Origin of the sequence: Nocardia salmonicida NBRC 13393, assembly GCF_001613085.1 — a bacterium.
In the GTDB taxonomy this organism is placed as follows: Bacteria; Actinomycetota; Actinomycetes; order Mycobacteriales; family Mycobacteriaceae; genus Nocardia; species Nocardia salmonicida.
On record NZ_BDBR01000009.1, the window covers coordinates 13717 to 32656 of the forward strand.

15 protein-coding genes are annotated in these 18940 nt (G+C 67.1%); 6 read left to right on the top strand and 9 right to left on the bottom strand.

Going from position 1 to position 18940, the window contains the following annotated elements; all coding sequences use genetic code 11:
• Positions 1–50: 50 nt before the first annotated feature.
• From mtrB to hpf, 4 genes are all read left to right on the top strand, one after another.
• On the top strand, positions 51–1934 hold the full coding sequence (mtrB, locus tag NS1_RS09915) for an MtrAB system histidine kinase MtrB (protein ID WP_062984050.1): 1884 nt from the start codon (positions 51–53) through the stop codon (positions 1932–1934).
• Positions 1931–3745, top strand: coding sequence for an MtrAB system accessory lipoprotein LpqB (gene lpqB, locus NS1_RS09920; RefSeq protein ID WP_062983589.1), 1815 nt, complete (start codon positions 1931–1933; stop codon positions 3743–3745). Before mtrB ends, lpqB begins: the two co-directional genes overlap by 4 nt.
• A 33-nt stretch (positions 3746–3778) precedes the next feature.
• Positions 3779–4423: a ComF family protein gene (locus NS1_RS09925; RefSeq protein WP_062983591.1), complete on the top strand. Its 645-nt coding sequence runs from the start codon at positions 3779–3781 to the stop codon at positions 4421–4423.
• Positions 4424–4678: 255 nt separating this feature from the next.
• Positions 4679–5308: a ribosome hibernation-promoting factor, HPF/YfiA family gene (hpf, locus tag NS1_RS09930; RefSeq protein ID WP_131816861.1), complete on the top strand. Its 630-nt coding sequence runs from the start codon at positions 4679–4681 to the stop codon at positions 5306–5308.
• 51 nt (positions 5309–5359) lie between these two features.
• On the opposite strand, the gene bluB is transcribed toward hpf, so the two are convergent.
• The 6 genes from bluB to NS1_RS09960 all read right to left on the bottom strand — a co-directional run bounded on the left by bluB (position 5360) and on the right by NS1_RS09960 (position 12292).
• A complete protein-coding gene (bluB, locus tag NS1_RS09935; RefSeq protein WP_062984051.1) occupies positions 5360–5995 on the bottom strand; it encodes a 5,6-dimethylbenzimidazole synthase in 636 nt (211 codons plus the stop codon).
• 23 nt (positions 5996–6018) lie between these two features.
• On the bottom strand, positions 6019–7263 hold the full coding sequence (locus NS1_RS09940; RefSeq protein WP_056813037.1) for a fatty acid desaturase family protein: 1245 nt from the start codon (positions 7261–7263) through the stop codon (positions 6019–6021).
• A gap of 97 nt (positions 7264–7360) precedes the next feature.
• Positions 7361–8761 carry a fatty acid desaturase family protein gene (locus tag NS1_RS09945; RefSeq protein WP_062983592.1) on the bottom strand — a complete coding sequence of 467 codons (1401 nt, stop codon included), beginning with the start codon at positions 8759–8761 and terminating at the stop codon, positions 7361–7363.
• 299 nt (positions 8762–9060) lie between these two features.
• Positions 9061–10191 (bottom strand): ferredoxin reductase, encoded by a 1131-nt coding sequence (locus NS1_RS09950; RefSeq protein WP_062983593.1) that lies wholly within the window; start codon positions 10189–10191, stop codon positions 9061–9063.
• Between the two features lie 126 nt (positions 10192–10317).
• On the bottom strand, positions 10318–10869 hold the full coding sequence (locus tag NS1_RS09955) for a DUF6912 family protein (RefSeq protein WP_056815908.1): 552 nt from the start codon (positions 10867–10869) through the stop codon (positions 10318–10320).
• Positions 10870–10879: 10 nt separating this feature from the next.
• On the bottom strand, positions 10880–12292 hold the full coding sequence (locus NS1_RS09960) for a WS/DGAT/MGAT family O-acyltransferase (protein WP_062983594.1): 1413 nt from the start codon (positions 12290–12292) through the stop codon (positions 10880–10882).
• Between the two features lie 227 nt (positions 12293–12519).
• On the opposite strand from NS1_RS09960, the gene secA reads away from it, so the two are divergent.
• On the top strand, positions 12520–15318 hold the full coding sequence (secA, locus tag NS1_RS09965) for a preprotein translocase subunit SecA (RefSeq protein WP_082843906.1): 2799 nt from the start codon (positions 12520–12522) through the stop codon (positions 15316–15318).
• Positions 15319–15404: 86 nt separating this feature from the next.
• Here the strand turns inward: secA and NS1_RS09970 are convergent, their stop codons facing one another.
• Positions 15405–15728: a hypothetical protein gene (locus tag NS1_RS09970; RefSeq protein ID WP_056813020.1), complete on the bottom strand. Its 324-nt coding sequence runs from the start codon at positions 15726–15728 to the stop codon at positions 15405–15407.
• Positions 15725–16003, bottom strand: coding sequence for a hypothetical protein (locus NS1_RS09975; protein WP_056813016.1), 279 nt, complete (start codon positions 16001–16003; stop codon positions 15725–15727). Before NS1_RS09975 ends, NS1_RS09970 begins: the two co-directional genes overlap by 4 nt.
• A gap of 92 nt (positions 16004–16095) precedes the next feature.
• On the opposite strand from NS1_RS09975, the gene NS1_RS09980 reads away from it, so the two are divergent.
• A complete protein-coding gene (locus tag NS1_RS09980) occupies positions 16096–17397 on the top strand; it encodes a phthiocerol/phthiodiolone dimycocerosyl transferase family protein (protein ID WP_062983595.1) in 1302 nt (433 codons plus the stop codon).
• Here NS1_RS09980 and NS1_RS09985 read toward each other — a convergent pair.
• Positions 17387–18904, bottom strand: a complete 1518-nt coding sequence (locus NS1_RS09985) for a class I adenylate-forming enzyme family protein (RefSeq protein WP_062983596.1) — start codon at positions 18902–18904, stop codon at positions 17387–17389. The genes NS1_RS09980 and NS1_RS09985 overlap by 11 nt on opposite strands.
• Between the last annotated feature and the right edge of the window lie 36 nt (positions 18905–18940).

The window sequence follows — 18940 nt, forward strand, 5'->3', positions numbered from 1 at the left end:
CTGTGACCACTGGTCCAGTGGCGCAGCTGCGGCGGTGGGCGAGCCCGATCATGGCCTGGTTCCAGGCCGTCGGGACCGCACTCGGCCACCTGTGGCGCCGGTCGTTGCAGCTGCGAGTCATCGTTTCGACGTTGACGCTTTCGCTCATCGTGATCACGATCCTCGGGGTCGTGCTGACCGGTCAGATCACCGACCGGCTCCTCGAAGCCAAGATCAACGCGGCTGTCGAGGAGATGGATCGTGCCCGCAGCACGATCGAGAACAAGATGTCGGGCGTCCAATCCGGCAACAGCCAGGAGCAGCAACTCGACGACGCGCGAGCCGCGCTGTCCAGCCGCGGCGGCACCGGTCAGTCCAGCGGCGCCGCGGGGAGTTTCGACTCGGCGTTGGCGATGGTCGGCGGGACACCGCCGCACGAGATCGCCACCAGCTCGATCTCGGAGGTCCCGCAGGAACTGCGTCGATTCGTCCAGCGCAACCAGGTCTCCTACCAGTTCACCACCGTCGCCGACCCCGACGGTTACCGAGGGCGTGCGCTGGTCATCGGCAGCCCGAGTGCCGAGGTCGCGACGTTGGAGATCTACCTGATCTTCCCGCTGGCGAGCGAGGAATCGAGCCTGTCGCTGATGCGCGGCACGATGCTCATCGGTGGGGTGGTCCTGCTGGTGTTGCTCGCCGCGATCACCGCGCTGGTCACCCGGCAGGTGGTGCTGCCGATCCGGTCGGCCGCGCGAATCGCGGGCCGATTCGCCGACGGCAGACTCAAAGAACGCATGCTGGTGCGCGGCGAGGACGACATGGCGCGGCTGGCGCAGGCGTTCAACGAGATGGCCGAGAGCCTGTCGAACCAGATCACCCAGCTCGAGGAATTCGGCAATCTGCAGCGCCGCTTCACCTCCGACGTCAGTCACGAACTGCGCACCCCGCTCACCACGGTGCGCATGGCCGCCGACCTCATCCACGGCTCCAGCGACGATCTCGATCCCGCCCTCGCGCGCAGCTCCGAACTGCTCGTCAACGAGCTCGACCGGTTCGAGGGCCTGCTCAACGACCTGCTCGAGATCTCCCGCCATGACGCGGGCGTGGCCGAACTGCAGGTCGAATCGCTGGATGTGCGGATGTGCGCGCGGGCCGCGATCTCCACGGTGCGCCACCTGGCCCGCGACGCCGAGATCGAGGTGGTGATCGACCTGCCGGAGGAGCCGGTGATCGCCGAGGTCGATCCGCGCCGCGTCGAGCGCGTGCTGCGCAACCTGCTCGCCAACGCGATCGACCACTCCGAGGGCAAGCCGGTGCTGATCCGCATGCGCGGCGACGCCGAGGCCAATGCCGTCGCGACGGTGGTGCGCGATCAGGGCGTCGGTCTGCGGCCGGGCGAGGAGAAGCTGGTGTTCAACCGGTTCTGGCGCTCGGACCCGTCGCGGGTGCGTCGCTCGGGTGGCACCGGGCTCGGCCTGTCGATCAGTGTCGAGGACGCGAATCTGCACGAGGGCAGGCTCGAGGCGTGGGGCGATCCGGGTGTCGGTGCGAGCTTCCGGCTGCTGCTGCCGATGGTGCGCGGCCGAAAACTCGGTCAGAGCCCGCTCGCGCTGGAACCGATGCTGCGCAAGGTCCCGGCGCTGCCGGAAGTCGAACCCGAGCCGACGGTCGTCGAAGCCGAACCTGCCGAGCCGACCGCGGTCGCTCCGGCAGAGTCCGGCTCGACTGTTGCCGAGCCGACGGGAACCGAGCCGACGGCTATCGATCCGACTGTCGACGACTCGACCGTCGCGGAGCCGGGAGCGGTCGAACCGCAAGACACCGACCTATCGGCGGAGGACCCCGGCATCGACCGGCCCGCCACGGATGCGCACCCGACGACCAACGGTCGCGGCGCTGCCCCAGCCGACCTCGACGAGCCGATGTCTACCGAGACCAGAGACGGGAAGTCATGACCAGCGCGCGTGGTGATCGTCGGGATCGGCACGGCGCCGCACTGGTCGCGGCGGTTCTGGCCGGGCTGATGGTGCTCACCGGCTGCGCGAGCCTGCCGGAGTCCTCCGCACCCCAGGCACTCGGCACGATCAACCCGGCCCCCACGTCGGAGGGGCCGACCCCGCCGATCTCCGGCCGCGACCCCGACCTGCTGCTCGGCGACTTCCTCACCGCCAGTGCCGATCCCACCAACAAGCACGCCGCGGCCCGCCAGTACATGGCGCCGGAGACGGCGGGCAACTGGAACGACGAGGCGAGCACCACCATCGTCGACGATCGCCCCGACACCCTGCGCGAGTCGCGTTCGGGCGACAAGGCCAGCTACGTGCTGCGCGCCCGCAAGGTCGGTGAGCTCGCCCGCGACGGCGGCTATCGCGCCACCGAGGGCACCCTCGAGAACAAGATCGAGATGAGCAAGATCGACGGCGAGTGGCGGATCACCGAGCTGCCGCCGGGCGTCGTGATGGACAACGACGCCTTCGTCAACTCCTATCATCGCTACGTCCTGCACTACATCGACCCGGGCAATTCGCTGCTCGTCCCGGATCCGCGCTGGATCTCGGTGCCGCGCGCCCAGCTCACAGAGCGATTGATCGGCATGCTCGCCGAGGGCCCGCAGTCCGCGATCGCCCCGGTGGTGCGTAACCAGTTGGCGCAGCCGGTCGCGCTGCGCGGTCCGATCACCAAGGCCAACAACGAGCCGGGTGATGTCGGTGTCGGCATCGGGGGAGTGCGTATCGACTTCGCCGGGATCAGCGGGCTCGGACAGCGCGACCGCGAGCTCCTCGCCGCGCAGGTGGTGCTCACCCTGGCCGGCGCCGATATCCTCGGCCCCTACGTGCTGCTCGCCGACGGTAAGCCGCTCGACGACCGGTACGTCAACGGCTGGTCGGTCGCCGATGTCGACCAGTACAGCGCCTCGGCGCCCGGCCAGAACCGGATCGGCCTGCATGCGCTGCGCAACGGCACCCTGGTACAGGTCACCCCGGACGGGATCGTCACGCCGAGCGGTTCCTTCGGCGAGGCGACCAATCTGCAGTCGGTCGGCATCTCGGCCGACGGCCAGTTCGTCGCCGCGGTCGCGGCCTCGGGCAAGCCGATGCCCGAGCCCGCCCACACTCTGCTCATCGGCAACTACGGCGCCAAGGCGTTCGCGGTCGCCGAGGGCAGCAGCATCGCCCGCCCGTCCTGGACCAGCGACGGCGGTGCCGCGTGGACGGTGATCGACGGTGAACGGGTCATCCGGGCGGTCACCGATCGCGCCACCGGCAATGTGTCCACCGAGGACGTCGACATCACGGCCCTGTACGAAAGCGCCGGCGCCCCACGATCGCCGATCAGCGAGGTGGTGATCTCGCGCACCGGCGTGCGCGCGGCGCTGATCGCCGACGGCAAGGTCTACGTCGCGGTGGTCCAACGGCGTCCCGACGGCAAGTACGCGCTCACCTCCCCGCTGCCGCTGGCGCTGGGTCTGAGCTCGCGCGCGGTCTCACTGAGCTGGGTCACCGGCGACACCGTCATGGTCGCCCGCGAAGGCAATGTCGACCCGGTCTTCACCGTCTCCATCGACGGCTCCCAATTCAGCTCGGTGACCTCGCAGAATCTCACCCCGCCGGTTCGGGTGGTGACCGCGGCCCCGGCCACGCAGTACGTGGCCGATTCCCGGGCCGTGTTGCAGCTGCAGACCGCCGATCCGACCCGCAATGACCGTTTCTGGCGCGAGGTGCCCGGTTTGACCGGAGAACAGGTTGTGCCGGTCCTACCGAGCTGAGCATGTCGGTACCCACTGCCATACTCGCTCGCTATGAAGGCGCTGCTGAATCTGATCCTGCCCGACCGGTGCGGTGGCTGCGGATCGCTGGGCGAGAATTGGTGCGCCGAGTGCGCAGCCGAACTCGGCCGCGCTCCCATCCGGGTGCGGCCGCGCGCCGACCCCGGTATTCCGTGTTGGGCGCTCGGCCCCTACACCGGTGTGGGCAGGCGGGCGGTGCTGGCGGCCAAGGAGCAGGGCCGCCGCGACCTTGCCGCGCCGCTCGGGCTGGCGCTCGCCCACGCGTTGGCCCGCCTACGCGCCCCTGACTGCCCACTGCTGCTCGTACCCGCGCCGACCAGAACCGGGGCAGCGCGTCGCCGCGGCGGTGACCCGGTGGCTCGCTCGGCCGTGGTCGCCGCACGGTGGCTGATCGATTGCCGTACCGCGCCCCTGCTGCGGATGGGTCGCGGTGTTCGGGATTCGGTGGGCTTGACGACGCATGAGCGTAGACACAATCTGCGCGGCAGGATCATGACCGTCGCCGATCCGGCCGAGTGGGTCGCCATCGGTGCGAAAGCCCAGGTAGTGCTGGTCGACGATGTGCTGACCACCGGCGCCACCGCCTGCGAATCGACACGTGTTCTTAGCCGGATCGGCATAGTTCCGCGAGCGGTTTTGGTTACCTGCGCGGCTTGACGGAGGAAAGTTCGCGTGAACAGTGGCGGACTTGCCGATGGCGGACTAGCGTCGCGAGCACACACCGAACCACAAGTTTGGGAGGTGGTGCCGCGGATACAGGTGCCGGGCGATTCCCGATCGGCACAGCTCAATCCCGCCGCCCTACGTTCGTAGTTGTGCGGCCATATCCGGGAGGTACGCGTGACGACTTCTTCACGGGCATCAGTGCAAGATGCTGAACCCACGGCACTACAGAACGGTGCCACCGAGACGATCGATTCCGAGAGCCCGAACGCCGAAGTGGTGGTCTCCGGTCGAAATGTCGAAATCCCTGACCACTATCGAATCTACGTGGCGGAGAAGCTGTCTCGGTTAGAGCGCTTCGACCCGTCGATCTTCCTCTTCGATGTGGAACTGTTCCACGAACGCAATCGTCGTCAACGCAAGGCTTGCCAGCGTGTGGAGATCACCGCGCGTGGCCGTGGACCGATCGTGCGCGCCGAAGCATGCGCCGACAGTTTCTATGCCGCCCTCGAATCGGCCACCCAGAAGATCGAGAGCAGACTGCGCCGGACCAAGGACAAGCGGCGCGTCGTGCACTACGGCGACAAGACGCCGGTCTCGGTCGCGCAAGCCACCGCGACGCTGGTCGACGACTCGCTGTTCGCCCCGCCGGACGGTTCCGCTGCCCACGACCACGACGAGACCGTCGACGAGGCAGGCCCCGGCCACATCGTGCGCACCAAGGTGCACACCGCGACACCGATGTCGGTAGATGACGCCCTCTATCAGATGGAATTGGTCGGCCACGACTTCTTTCTATTCCACGACAGCGAGACCGACCGCCCGTCGGTGGTCTACCGCAGACACGCCTTCGACTACGGCCTGATCAAGCTGGCCTAGAACCCCTCGACCGATCCGGGCATCCGCGCTCCGCGGGTGTCCGGATCTTATTCAATTGCCGAAGGTTTCGTGATGCACGGCCTCGGTCAGCGACCGTCCCGATCGCCATCCGAAACGTTCCAGATCCGGCACCTGCTGGAACGCGCTGACCGGTCCCACGCACAGCCAGGCCACCGGCTTGATCTGCGCGGGTAGGCCGACGAGTTCGCGCAGGAATTCCGGCTCGTAGAACGACACCCAGCCCACCCCTACCTGCTCCGCGGTCGCCGCGAGCCACAGGTTCTGGATGGCCAGCACGGTTGAGTACACGCCTGTCTCCGGCACGCTCGCCCGGCCGAGCACCTGCGGTCCGCCACGCGAATCATCATGCGTGACAACAACACCCGTGCCGCTCTCGACGATCCCGTCGATCTTGATCGGCGCGAACGTCGTCGCTCGGTCGGCGGGCAGCGACGCACCGAACTCCACGCGCTTGTCCGCCACGTGCTCGGCGAAACGGCGCAGCGTCTCGGCTCGACGCACCACGACGAAATCCCACGGCTGTGAGTTCCCGACGCTGGGCGCGCGATGCGCGGCGTCGAGAATTCGCAACAGGGTGGCGTCGTCGACGGGCTCGCCGGTGAATTCGGCGCGCACGTCACGACGCAGGCGGATCGCGTCGTAGACGCCGAGCTGGTCAGTACTCACGCCGACCATACAACCGCAGCCGGTCAGCCCACCGTCCGGCGGGCCAGCTTGCGACCGGCGGCCAGCGCGGTGCGCAAGCCCTGACGACGCCCGGTCACCGGGTCGATCGAGGGGGTGGTGTTGCCGGCGAACAGGCGCTCGGACTTGGTCTCGGGCGCGTCGTCGGCGGTGTGGCGCAGATACTTGTTCGGCAGCGAGAGCTTGAGGATGGTGCGCCACGACTTGAAGTACTGCACCGGCAGCGAGCCGGTGGTGTAGGGCAGGTCGTACTTCTCGGCCAGCTCACGCACCCGCACCGCGATGGCGGCGTAGCGGTTGCTCGGCAGGTCGGGGAACAGATGGTGCTCGATCTGGTGGCTGAGGTTGCCGCTCATGAAGTGCAGCAGCGGTCCACCGCTGATGTTGGCGCTACCCAGCATCTGGCGCAGGTACCACTCGCCCTTGGTCTCGCCCTCGATGTCGGCCTTGGTGAACTTCTCGGCGCCGTCGGGGAAGTGCCCGCAGAAGATGATCGCGTTGGTCCACACATTGCGCACCACGTTGGCGGCGATATTGGCGGTGAGCGTGGTGAGGAACGACGGTCCGGTGAGCAGCGGGAAGACCACGTAGTCCTTGGCGGCCTGCTTGCCGATCTTCTTCAGCACCAGCGTGCGGTCGGCCTCGAACTGCTTCCACTCGGGCGAGTCCTTGTCCCACTTCTTCTTGGCGACCTTGCCCAGCTCGAGGTGCTGGATCGCCACGCCGTACTCGAACAGCGCCTGCAGCAGGAAGTTGTAGATGGGGTTGCCGAGGTAGAACGGCATCCAGCGCTGGTCACGGGTGACGCGAAGCAGGCCGTAGCCGATGTCGTCGTCCATGCCGAGCACGTTGGTGTACTTGTGGTGCAGGAAGTTGTGGGTGATCTTCCAGTGCGCCGACGGGCCCGCGTTGTCCCATTCCCACGAGGTGGAGTGGACTTCCGGATCGTTCATCCAGTCCCACTGCCCGTGCATGACGTTGTGCCCGATCTCCATGTTCTCGATGATCTTGGCGGAGCCGAGCAGGGCCACACCGGCCAACCAGGCCGGGGGCAGGAAGCTGGCGAACAGGACCGTGCGGCCGCTGATCTCGAGCGCGCGCTGTAGCCGGATGACATTGCGGATATAGCGCGCGTCCGCCGCTCCGCGCGAGGATTCGATTTCCCGGCGGATCGCATCGAACTCCGCGCCTAGAGCTTCGACATCCGCTGCGGTGAGGTGCGCGTATTCCTTGACATCCGAGATCGCCATGGCGGCTACAGTACCGTAAGTTACGAGAGCGTAGGTTGGCGATTTCGGCGACGAAATGTGTGATACGTCCTATTGCGCCATCGAGATGGAAATGTTATCAGGCGTGTCGCGCCATGCGGCGAGCTGCCTTGTCGCGCAACACACCCCGCTCGTGCACAGCGCGTTCGCCCAGTGCGCGCTTGGCCTCGCGCAACGCCAGCTTCTCCTGCCGTGCTCGCGCCTTGAGCGCCACCTTCGCCTCGCGCAGCACTTCCTTCTCGTGCCGTGCCTTGATCTCGAGGGCGACCTTCGCATCGTGCAGCGCCGAACGCAGACCGAAGCGCTTACCGGTCTCCGGATCGACCCGCAGGCTCTCGGGCAGTGAGATACCGGCGAACTTACGCTCCGACGACGTCTCGGGCGCGTCGTCGGCGGTGCGCTTGAGGAAGCGATCCGGCAGCGCCAGCTTGTGGATGGTGCGGAAGGCCAGCAGGTACTGCTTGCCCAGCGAGCCGGTGGTGTAGGGCAGGTCGTACTTGTCGCACAGTTCGCGCACGCGGACCGCGACCTCGGAATACCGGTTGCTCGGCAGATCGGGGAACAGGTGGTGCTCGATCTGGTAGCAGAGGTTGCCGCTCATGAACGCCATCACCGGGCCGGCCTTGAAGTTGGCGCTGCCCAGCATCTGGCGCAGGTACCACTCGCCCTGGGTTTCCCCGTCGAGCTGTTCGGCGGTGAACTTCTGCGCGCCGTCGGGGAAGTGGCCGCAGAAGATGACGGCATAGGACCACAGGTTGCGCACCAGATTCGCGGTGGCGTTGGCCTTCAGCGTCGACTTCCACGCCGGTCCGGTCAGGGCCGGATACAGCACGAAATCCTTGGCGACCTGGCGGCCCGCCTTACGGTAGAACTCGATGTCGGGCGCCGAGGTGTGCGCGCTCATCGGAATCCCGGCCAGCTCCTTCTCGATGCCGAGATCGTGCAGTGCGATACCCCACTCGAAGGTCGCGGCCAGCAGCAGGTTGGCGGCGGGCTGAGCCAGATGCAGTGGGCGCCACTGCTCGTCGCGCGTCATCCGCAGGATGCCGAAACCGAGATCCTCGTCCTTGCCGAGGACGTTGGTGTAGGTGTGGTGCGAGTAGTTGTGCGCGCGCCGCCACTGCGACGAGGTGCCCGTCATGTCCCACTCCCAACTGGTGGAGTGGATCTCGGGATCGTTCATCCAATCCCATTGGCCGTGGCTCACATTGTGGCCCAGCTCCATGTTCTCGATGATCTTGGCCACCGAGAGCATCGCGGTACCGCCGAGCCAGGCCCAGCGGTTACGGCTGCCGAACAGCACCGCTCGCCCCGCTACCTCGAGGGCGCGCTGGGCCGCGATGGTGCGACGGATGTACTTGGCGTCGCGTTCGCCGCGGGAGGTCTCCACCGAGCGGCGGATCGAATCGAGTTCTTTCCCCAGGGTCTCGATGTCGGCCGCCGTCAGATGGGCGAAGGCCTGGATATCGGTGATGGCCACCGGGGGTCCTCCTGTTGTTTATCAGCGGCAGGTGCCGCGGTTCTCGGCCTGGGAACCTCGATCTTCCCTCGCCGAGGGCGCTCCGTCGTCGCACCCTGTCGGCGAGTCCAGATCGAGGCGGCCGAGAACCGGGCGTTGCACGCCTCGGGTCCTCGCCCTCGATGCTGTTCGGCCTGTGAGTGATCCTAAGTCGCGCCCTCTGGCATGGATCGAAGTGAGGGGCCTAAGCGATTGTCGTCGGTCACGGGTTATGACCGACGCATACCCCGAGGGTACCCGCTCGGCGGTCCGGCAACCGGCTAGATGTCCAGCGTGCAGTCGCCCGCGGCGGCGGAAATGCAGGTTTGCACCTTGTCGCCGGGTTGACGTTCGTCGCCGTTGCGCAGATCACGGGCGTGTCCGGCGGACAGGGTCACCACGCAGGTCTGGCAGATACCCATCCGGCAGCCGAAGGGCAACTGCACGCCGACGGATTCCCCGGCTTCGAGCAGGCTGGTCGCGCCGTCGACGGTGAGGGTGCGCCCGGTGGTGCCGAAGGTCACGGTGCCGCCCTCGCCGATCGCTGAGCGTTCCACCTCGAAGCGTTCGATGTGCAGCTGCTCTGCCACACCCGCGTTCTTCCAATGGGTTTCGATCGCGTCGAGCATCGGGGCCGGTCCACAGGCCCAGGTCTCGCGTTCGCGCCAGTCGGGGTAGAGCTCGTCGAGCCGGGCCAGGGAGAACAGGCCGTGCTCGTCGGTGAGTTGCAGGTGGGAGACGAAGCTGGGGTGCTTGTCGTGCAGGGCGCGCAGCTCGGCGCCGAACATCACGTCGGCGTCGGTGGGCGCGGAGTGCACGTGCACCACGTCGTTGACCCCGTCGCGGCGGTCCATCGTGCGCAACATCGACATCACCGGGGTGATACCGCTGCCCGCGGTGATGAACAGCACCTTCGCCGGCGGCGGCTCCGGCAGCACGAACCCGCCCTGCGGCGCGGCCAGCCGCACGATGGTGCCCGCGGCCACCCCGTTGACAAGGTGGCTGGACAACTTGCCCTCCGGCATCGCCTTCACCGCGATGGAGATGAGTCGTTTGCCGCCCTCGCCGGTCCAGTCCGGGGGACAGGTCAGCGAGTAGGAACGCCAGTTCCACCGGCCGTCGATCAGGATGCCGATGCCGATGTACTGCCCGGGGCGGTACTTGAAATCGAAGCCCCAGCCCGGCTTGATCACCAGGGTCGCCGAGTCGGCGGTCTCCTTCTGCACCTCCACGATGCGGCCGCGCAGCTCGCGCGCCGACCACAGCGGGTTGGCCAGGTGTAGATAGTCGTCGGGCAGTAGGGGAGTGGTCACCCGGGCGACCGCGCCACGCAACACGTTCAGCTTGCCGCCCCGATCGGCGACCTGCGCCGCCGGTGCTTCGAGCCATTCCCGGAACTTGTTCAGGACCATCTGTGCCGTTACTCCCTGTCATACATCCGCGCCACCGTGGGGTGACTCGCTCGCAGCAAGGTTACGGCATCGTAGGTTGAGCGCTAGTTGTGAACATTCGGCAACCGGGGCGCCGGCCGCCGAAAACTACAACAGTTCGAGCAGGAACGGCAGCTCCTGGGGCGCGTACCAGGCAAGCTGATGGTCCTCGGCGTCGCCGAGTACGAATTCCGCGTCGGTATCACCGAGGTCGGCCGCGTCGATGACGTCCACGGCCTTGGCGACCTGCGGCTCGGCCTCGGCCAGGTCCACATGCACCGCGGCGACCTGCTTGAAGCTGATCGGCCCTGACAGCTTCACCACAGCATCGTCGAGATCGGGTCGCAGCTTCGCCCCCGGCACATCCGCCGCGATCACCGCGCGCCGATACACCGGGCCACCCGGGGCGGCCGTCGTCGCCTCGGCGCCGGCGTCGTCGTCCGGATCGTCGAGTCCGTCGCGCTCGGCGCCGATCAACCGCATGGAGGCCCGGGCGGCTTCCTGCATCGCCACCTCGGCGAGTTCCTCGTCGTCGCCCGCGGCGTAGGCCTCGCGCAGGGCGGGCGTCACGGCGAACGCGGTCGCGCCGAGCGGGAGCAACTGCTGCTCGTCGACGAGTTGTCGCAGGATCGGAATCGTCGCCGGGATGTAGACGCGCATCGTGTCGTTCTCAGAGACAGGCACCGAGCAACTCCTCCATCGATTCGTGCACCGAGGCCGCGAGGACATCGATGTCGGCCATGGCGTCGCGGTCGGCGTTGAGTCCGTAGAAGACCTGACCGTCGTACGAGGTGAGTCCGAAACTCAATGTCTGATTGCGCAGCAGCGGCGACACCGGATACATCTCCAGCATGCGTGCCCCGCCGATGTACATCGCGGTCTGTGGTCCCGGCGCGTTGGTGATCACCAGATTGAAACTGTTGTCGGCGAAGGTACTCGCCGCCCGCACACTCATCGCGTGCAGGCTCGCGGGCGCGAACCCGGCCAGGTGCACGAGCGTGCGCGCCCGCACCCCGCGACGCTGCCTGCCCGCGGCCTCGGTGGCATGGGAGATGTGCGAAAGGCGCATCGTCGGATTCGGCTCGCCCACAGGCAGATCGATGAGGAACGAGGACACCTCGCTGGCCGGGGTCAGCTGATTGTCGCCGTCGACGTAGACCGACATCGGCACCACCGCGCGCAGATTGGTCGACTCGATCAGCGCCTCGTTGCGCGAGAGCAACCAGTTGCGCAGCGCCCCGGTGACCACCGCGAGCACCGCGTCGTTGATCGAGCAGTCGAAATGTCTGCGGATGGTGCGGTAGTCGTCGAGGTCTGTGCGCACCACATCGAAGCGGCGGCTGCGCGAGGTGCGGGCGTTGAGCGGGCTGTCCGGCGCCGCGCTCGCGGTCGCCGCGCGCACCACGTTGGCCGCGGCCTTGACCGCCATCCGCGTGCCGCGCACCACGCCGAACGCGTTCGATCCCGCGTCGCGCATCACGCTGTAGGCCTCGCGCGGCTGGGCGGCCAGCTGCGACAGCGCCCCGGCCAGCAATTCCACATCGGTGGGTTCGCGCGGCGCGCGCCACGCGTCGTCGGCCAGTTCGCGCGGCAGTGGGGAGTTGTCGAGGATCACGTGACCGATCTCGAGGGCGGTATCACCGTCGACGAGCGCCGAGTGCGACTTGGTGAACACCGCGGCGCGCCCGTCGGCGAGCCCCTCGATGAGATACATCTCCCACAGCGGTCGCCCCTGATCCAGCGGACGCGAGGCGAGCCGGGCGACGAGATCGTAGAGCTGGGAATCGCTACCCGGACCCGGCAGCGCGGAGCGGCGGATGTGATAGCTGATGTCGAAACGGCTGTCCTCGACCCAGACCGGCCGACCCATGGCCAGGGGGATCTCGCGCACCTTGCGGCGGTAGCGCGGCACCATCGGCAGCCGGGATTCGACCAGGTCGACGAGGCGTTCGTAGTCGAGTACCTGGCCCTCGGTGTCCGGGGAGGAGTTGTTCAGGATCGCGAGAGAGCCGATATGGATCGGGTTGCTGCTCGACTCGAGCCGATAGAACGACGCGTCCTGCGGCGTCAATCTCGTGATCACGCGCTCCGAAGCTCCTTCCGGTGCCGTACGGCGCTGATCGGGCACGCGGTACATCCTACGTCACGGTAGGTGAATAACAGTGCCGGGCAACGAGGCTCGCCGGGCGTCGTGACCTGGGGTAATGACTGCACCGGTACATCGGGCACGGGTCCGCGCCGCCGGGTACGGTGGTCTGCGGACTACCATCGCCGTTGAACACAACTCCGACCAGAGGACTGACGAGACCCGTGCCTGCGCTGACACTGACGAGGTTGCTACGGATTGGTGAAGGTCGCATGGTCAAGCGGCTCTCGAACCTCGCCGATGAGGTCATCGCGTACGGCGACGAGATCGAAGCGCTGACCGACGACGAGCTGCGCGCCAAGACCGACGAATTCCGCCAGCGCTACGCCGACGGGGAAACCCTCGACGACCTGCTGCTCGAGGCCTTCGCCGTGGCGCGTGAGGCGTCGTGGCGGGTGCTGAACCAGAAGCACTACAAGGTTCAGATCATGGGCGGCGCCTCGCTGCACCTGGGCAATATCTCGGAGATGAAGACCGGTGAGGGCAAGACCCTGACCTGTGTGCTCCCCGCGTACCTCAACGCCATCTCCGGCGACGGCGTGCACGTGGTCACGGTCAACGACTACCTGGCCAAGCGCGACGCCGAGTGGATGGGCCGTGTGCACCGTTTCCTCGGCTTCGAGGTCGGCGTGATCCTGGGCGGGATGACCCCCGCCGAGCGTCGGGTGGCCTACGCCGCCGACATCACCTACGGCACGAACAACGAGTTCGGCTTCGATTACCTGCGCGACAACATGACTCACTCCCTGGACGATCTCGTCCAGCGTGGTCACAACTTCGCCGTGGTCGACGAGGTCGACTCGATCCTCATCGACGAGGCCCGCACCCCGCTGATCATCTCGGGCCCGGCCGACGCGTCGTCGAAGTGGTACGCCGAATTCGCGCGCATCGCGCCGCTGCTGAAGAAGGATGTCCACTACGAAGTCGACATCAAGAAGCGCACCATCGGCGTGCACGAGCAGGGCGTGGAGTTCGTCGAGGATCAGCTCGGCATCGACAACCTCTACGAGGCCGCGAACTCGCCCCTGGTGAGCTATCTGAACAACGCCATCAAGGCCAAGGAGCTCTACCAGCGCGACAAGGACTACATCGTCCGCGACGGCGAAGTGATCATCGTCGACGAGTTCACCGGCCGTATCCTGGTCGGCCGCCGCTACAACGAGGGCATGCACCAGGCGATCGAGGCCAAGGAGAAGGTCGAGATCCAGCCGGAGAACCAGACCCTGGCCACGATCACGCTGCAGAACTACTTCCGCCTCTACAGCAGGCTGTCGGGCATGACCGGTACCGCCGAGACCGAGGCCGCCGAGCTGCACTCGATCTACAACCTCGGCGTGGTCCCGATCCCGACGAACAAGCCGATGGTCCGCAAGGACCAGGCCGACCTGATCTACAAGTCGGAAGAGGCCAAGTTCGCCGCCGTCGTCGACGACGTGACCGAGCGGCACGAGAAGGGCCAGCCGGTCCTGATCGGTACCACCAGCGTGGAGCGCTCGGAGTACCTGTCCAAGCAGTTCACCAAGCGTGGTGTGGCGCACTCGGTGCTGAACGCGAAGTTCCACGAGCAGGAAGCCCAGATCATCGCCGAGGCCGGTCGCCCCGGCGCGGTCACCGTGGCCACCAACATGGCCGGTCGTGGTACCGACATCGTGCTCGGCGGCAACGCCGACATCATCGCCGACATCCTGCTGCGCAAGCAGGGCCTCGACCCGGTGAACACCCCCGACGAGTACGAGGCCGCCTGGCACTCCGCGCTCGAGCAGGTCAAGAAGCAGACCGAGGACGACGCCGAGACGGTCCGCGAGGCCGGCGGTCTCTACGTGCTCGGCACCGAGCGCCACGAGTCGCGCCGTATCGACAACCAGCTGCGTGGTCGTTCCGGCCGTCAGGGCGACCCGGGCGAGTCCCGCTTCTACCTCTCGCTGGGTGACGAGCTGATGCGCCGCTTCAACGGCGCCGCGCTCGAGTCGATCATGACCCGGCTGAACCTGCCCGACGATGTCCCGATCGAGGCCAAGATGGTCTCCAAGGCCATCAAGAGCGCACAGACCCAGGTCGAGCAGCAGAACTTCGAGATCCGCAAGAACGTTCTGAAGTACGACGAGGTCATGAACCAGCAGCGCACCGTGATCTACGGCGAGCGCAACCAGATCCTGCGTGGCGAGGACATGGAGGGTCAGGTTCAGAACATGATCACCGACGTGACCACCGCCTACGTCGACGGCGCCACCGCCGAGGGTTACGTCGAGGACTGGGATCTGGACAAGCTCTGGACCGCGCTCAAGACGCTGTACCCGGTGAGCCTGGATCACAAGGAACTCACCGGCGAGACCGCCACCGGCGACGCGGGCGAACTCACCCGCGACGAACTCCGCGAGGTCCTCCTCGAAGACGCCCACACCGCCTACGAGAAGCGCGAGCAGGAGATCGACGGCCTCGCGGGCGAAGGCGCGATGCGCAACCTGGAACGTCAGGTCCTGCTCTCGGTCCTCGACCGCAAGTGGCGCGAACACCTCTACGAGATGGATTACCTCAAGGAGGGCATCGGCCTGCGCGCCATGGCCCAGCGCGACCCGCTGGTCGAATATCAGCGTGAGGGCTTCGACATGTTCGCCGCCATGCTGGAAGGCCTGAAGGAGGAGTCCGTCGGCTTCCTTTTCAACCTGCAGGTTGAGGTCCAGCAGCCCCAGCCCGAAGGCGTCTCGATCGACAAGGGCCTGCGCTCCCCGGTCGGTGCCCGTCCCCAGGACACCCCCGCGGAAAACCAAGCCCCACCGGCCCTGCGTGCCAAGGGAATCACCGATCAGGCCCCCCGGGCCATGAACTACTCGGGCCCCGCCGAAGACGGCCACGCCGAATCCCATTCCGATGCCCAGGAATACGGCGGCCAGCAGCAGTCCGGCACCCGCCGCGAACGCCGCGTCGCGGCTCGCACCGACTCGAAGGGCAAGCGCCGCCGCTGAGGCAGAGCTAGCTGATCAGCACGACCGAGGCCCCTGCTCTGCGCGGGGGCTTCTGTCGTATTCCCGCCTACCGGTCGATTCGCGATTCAGCTCGCGCGGTGGATCGGGTGGACTCGGGAGAGGGCGCGTTTGGCTTCGGCCAGGGAGATCATCTGGTCTTCGTCGTCGATGTCGGCGACGGCTGCTTCGGCCCATTCTCGGAGCAGGGTCGACACGCCTACGCGGCGTTCGTCGGCGAGGGATTTCAGGCGGCTGTGTAGGCCGAGGGGGAGGCGGATCGACGTGGTCACCATGATGTCTTCGTTGACGGGAAGACGTGGTGGGGCGTCGGTGGGCTCGTCGGAGAAACTCAGCCGATCCATGAAGTCGGCGAGTTCTTCTTTGCTGGACGGAAGTCCCTGCTCGCTCATGATCGGGTCTCACTTTCCCACTGCTCGAATTGCGCCAGTTCCTCGGCGCGCATCGTGCGTGCGCCGATGATCACCCACGTCCAGTCCTCCCGCTGTCGCATCACCACGATCAGCGGGCGGCCGGCTGTGGTGCGCCCCCACACCGTCAATACGGTCACCTGGCCGTCGAAGGCCGGGCGTGGCCACCGTCGTGACGCTGCGAGGACCTGCCGAACCTCGCTGGGTTCGATGCCGATCAGGTGAGCGATCGCCCAATCAGGCCACTCGAAACCCATAAGTCCATAATACGCATGTAGTAACGCCATGTGAAAGCGCTGAGTATCGAGCGAGCATCGGTTCGCTACGCTCACGATGACCGGGTTCGTCGATGAAGGAGGCCGCGCGGGTGCGCAACGGTGAGGTGATTCGCCCGCTGTCGGCCTCGGAACGGTGGTTCTGGCTCGTCGATCAGTTGTCGCCGGCGAATTGCGTCGTCCGCTTGCGGGTGCGCGGCCCGATCGGCGCCTACCGCCTCGAAGAAGCCACCGACGCACTGCTGGCGGAATTCCCGTTGCTGCGAACAACGGTTGTCGACGGCCCTTGTTTCGCCCCGTCCGTCGACCCGCACCTACCGGTGCTGCACCGCGTGGTCGAAGACCCCGACGAGTGGCGCACGATCTTCGACGAACAGCTGGCCGAGCCCATCGACCTCGCGACCTCGCCCGGACGCCTCATCGATTTAGCTTGGCGCCCTGGCACTTCCGAGGAATACCACGACCTGATTCTCGTCCTGTCCCACGTCCTGCTCGACGGCCGCTCGATGACGTCACTGGGCTGGCGAATCCTCGCCTACGCCTTCGGAGCCCCCATACCCATCGTCTCCCGCCCGCCGATTCCGGCCCCGGACGATCTCATCCCACCCGCGCACACCCGCCTCCTGCGCTGCCTGCGCACCAACATCACCGGCCAACTCACCGCTATGGCCCGCCGCCCGAGCAGCCTCCCCGGTATCGCGCCCCCGCTACCGATTCGCCGCACCCGCACCGTGATCCGCACCATCGAGGGGGAAGCCCTCACCGACCTGCGTGCTCGCTGCCACCAGCACGACGTCACCGTCAATGCCGCCTTGACCGCCGCCCTGGCCGACGCACTCGGCGACCTCGCCCCCCGGCCCTCCGGCGTCGCCGGCATCGGCATCCCGGTAGACGTCCGCTCCCGCCTCGACCCACCTCCGGCCGACGACGAGCCGGGCATGTTCACCGCGGTAGTCCCCACCTTCGTTCCCTACGGCCCGACGCACTCCCTCTGGGAAGCGGCCCGCGCGGCGAAATCCCAACTCGACCGACGACTGGCGAACAACAGCGACCTCACCGCCCTGGCCGCCATCCGCTACGGCTGCCCCCGATCACTCGAATCCGGCAGGCGCACCATCGAACTCATCGACCGCCGAGCCCCCTGGAACGTCACCCTCAGCAACCTGGGCAGACTGTATCCCCCCGAAACCCCTGAGCCGCTGCACATCACCGACCTGACAGTGGCGGGCACGAACTCCTGCGCCAGCGCATTGACAGTCGCCGTAGCCACCCTCGGCCCCACGATGTCGATCACCTTCTGCTACGTCGACACCATGCTCGAGCGCACAACCATCGAAGCCATGGCCGACCGCACCATCCGCTCGGTCACTCGCTGAGCAGCCCGCGCACCATCTCCCGCAGTGCTGCCCGGTCCGGTTTGTTCGTCCGTCCACTGACCGGAATTCTGTCCACCACCACGATGTCGTCGGGGACGGCTGTGGTGTCGATGACCTGGGGTAGTCGTTCGCGAAGGAGCTCCGCGATGTCCCCGGATTCCGGATCGGGGACCACGGCGAGCACGATACGCTCGTCGCCGATCTCGTCCGGTAGGCCGACCATGATCGCTTCCCGCACGCCGCTGATCGCGGTGATCACCGGCTCGTACAACCCCGGGTAGATGTTGGTCTTGCCCCGGATCATCATGTCCTTCTTGCGGCCGGTGAGGACCAGTTCCTTGTCGTCCCAGCGGGCGAGGTCGCCGGTCGCGATCTCGGTGAGGGGCTCCGCGCCCAGATATCCACGACACAGGTTCGGCCCGGACAACACCAGTTCGCCGTCGTCGGCGATCCGCGCCTCCACGCCCCGCACCGGTGCCCCGAGCAGATCCCCGTCGTGTGCGAGCTTGGCGGCGCCGGTCGCGACCGCCACCGGCAAGATCTCGGTCATCCCGTAGATCGCGAGAAACTCGGTGTCGGGCAACGACTTCTGTGCCCGACGAAGAAGCGCGGAGGTGACCGGCGCGCCGCCGAGAGCCACCTGACGCAGATGTGGCGGCGCCACGAGGTCGCCGGCTTCCACCGCGTCGAGAGCGACAGCGAGGTCGGCCGGGGTATAGAACGCGTGCGTCGCGCTGCGCAGATTCCGGGTGAACCGGACCGGGTCGATGTGTGTACCGAACCGCGGATACCGCGGCATCGCCCATCGTGCCCCCGCCATCAACGCGGGCAGCCCCATCATGAGCTGCTCGGTGTGTAGGAAGGCGCCGGGCGCGAGGCTGGTCTTCCCACCCATCGCGGCGAGACCGGCGCTCAGCGAAGCGCGAGTGTGCACTACGGCTTTGGGGTCATCGGTGGTCCCGGAGGTGAACACGATCAACGCCGCCGCTTCGGGATCGGCGGCGGGCACGGTGGTTCGGCGCGCGTCACCGGTGAAGCGCCGCAACGGAGTCGACCCGAACGGTGTTCCCGGCACCCACACCCCACTGTGGATATGTCGAACATCCAGCGCGCCGAACCGCGGCAGCTCCAAGCCCTTCTTGCGCCCGAACCCGGCCAGCGGACCGCTCACGGCATACAGCAGCGATTCCGTTGCCGCCCAGGTGGGTTCGACCGTGCCGACTCGCCTGGCGAACAGTTCCGGACCGACGCCGGGGTCGACGAACACGATCGTCCCGCCCGCCGCGATCACCCCGAAGATCAACAGCACCGACGACACACTCGGCCGGATCGAGAACAGCATCCGATCACCCGCCGAGAACCCCGCCGCGCCGAGGTTGTTCGACACCCGGCCGATGGTGTCCACCAGTTCCCGGTAGGTGAACGCGCGCTTGCCGACCGTCCCGAGCGCCGAGGCCTCCGGAATCCGTTCAGCCTGCGTAGCAAGCCGTTCGAGAAAGTCGGTCATCGGTGGTCCCCCTCGGTAGTCGTGCACGGCGTGCGG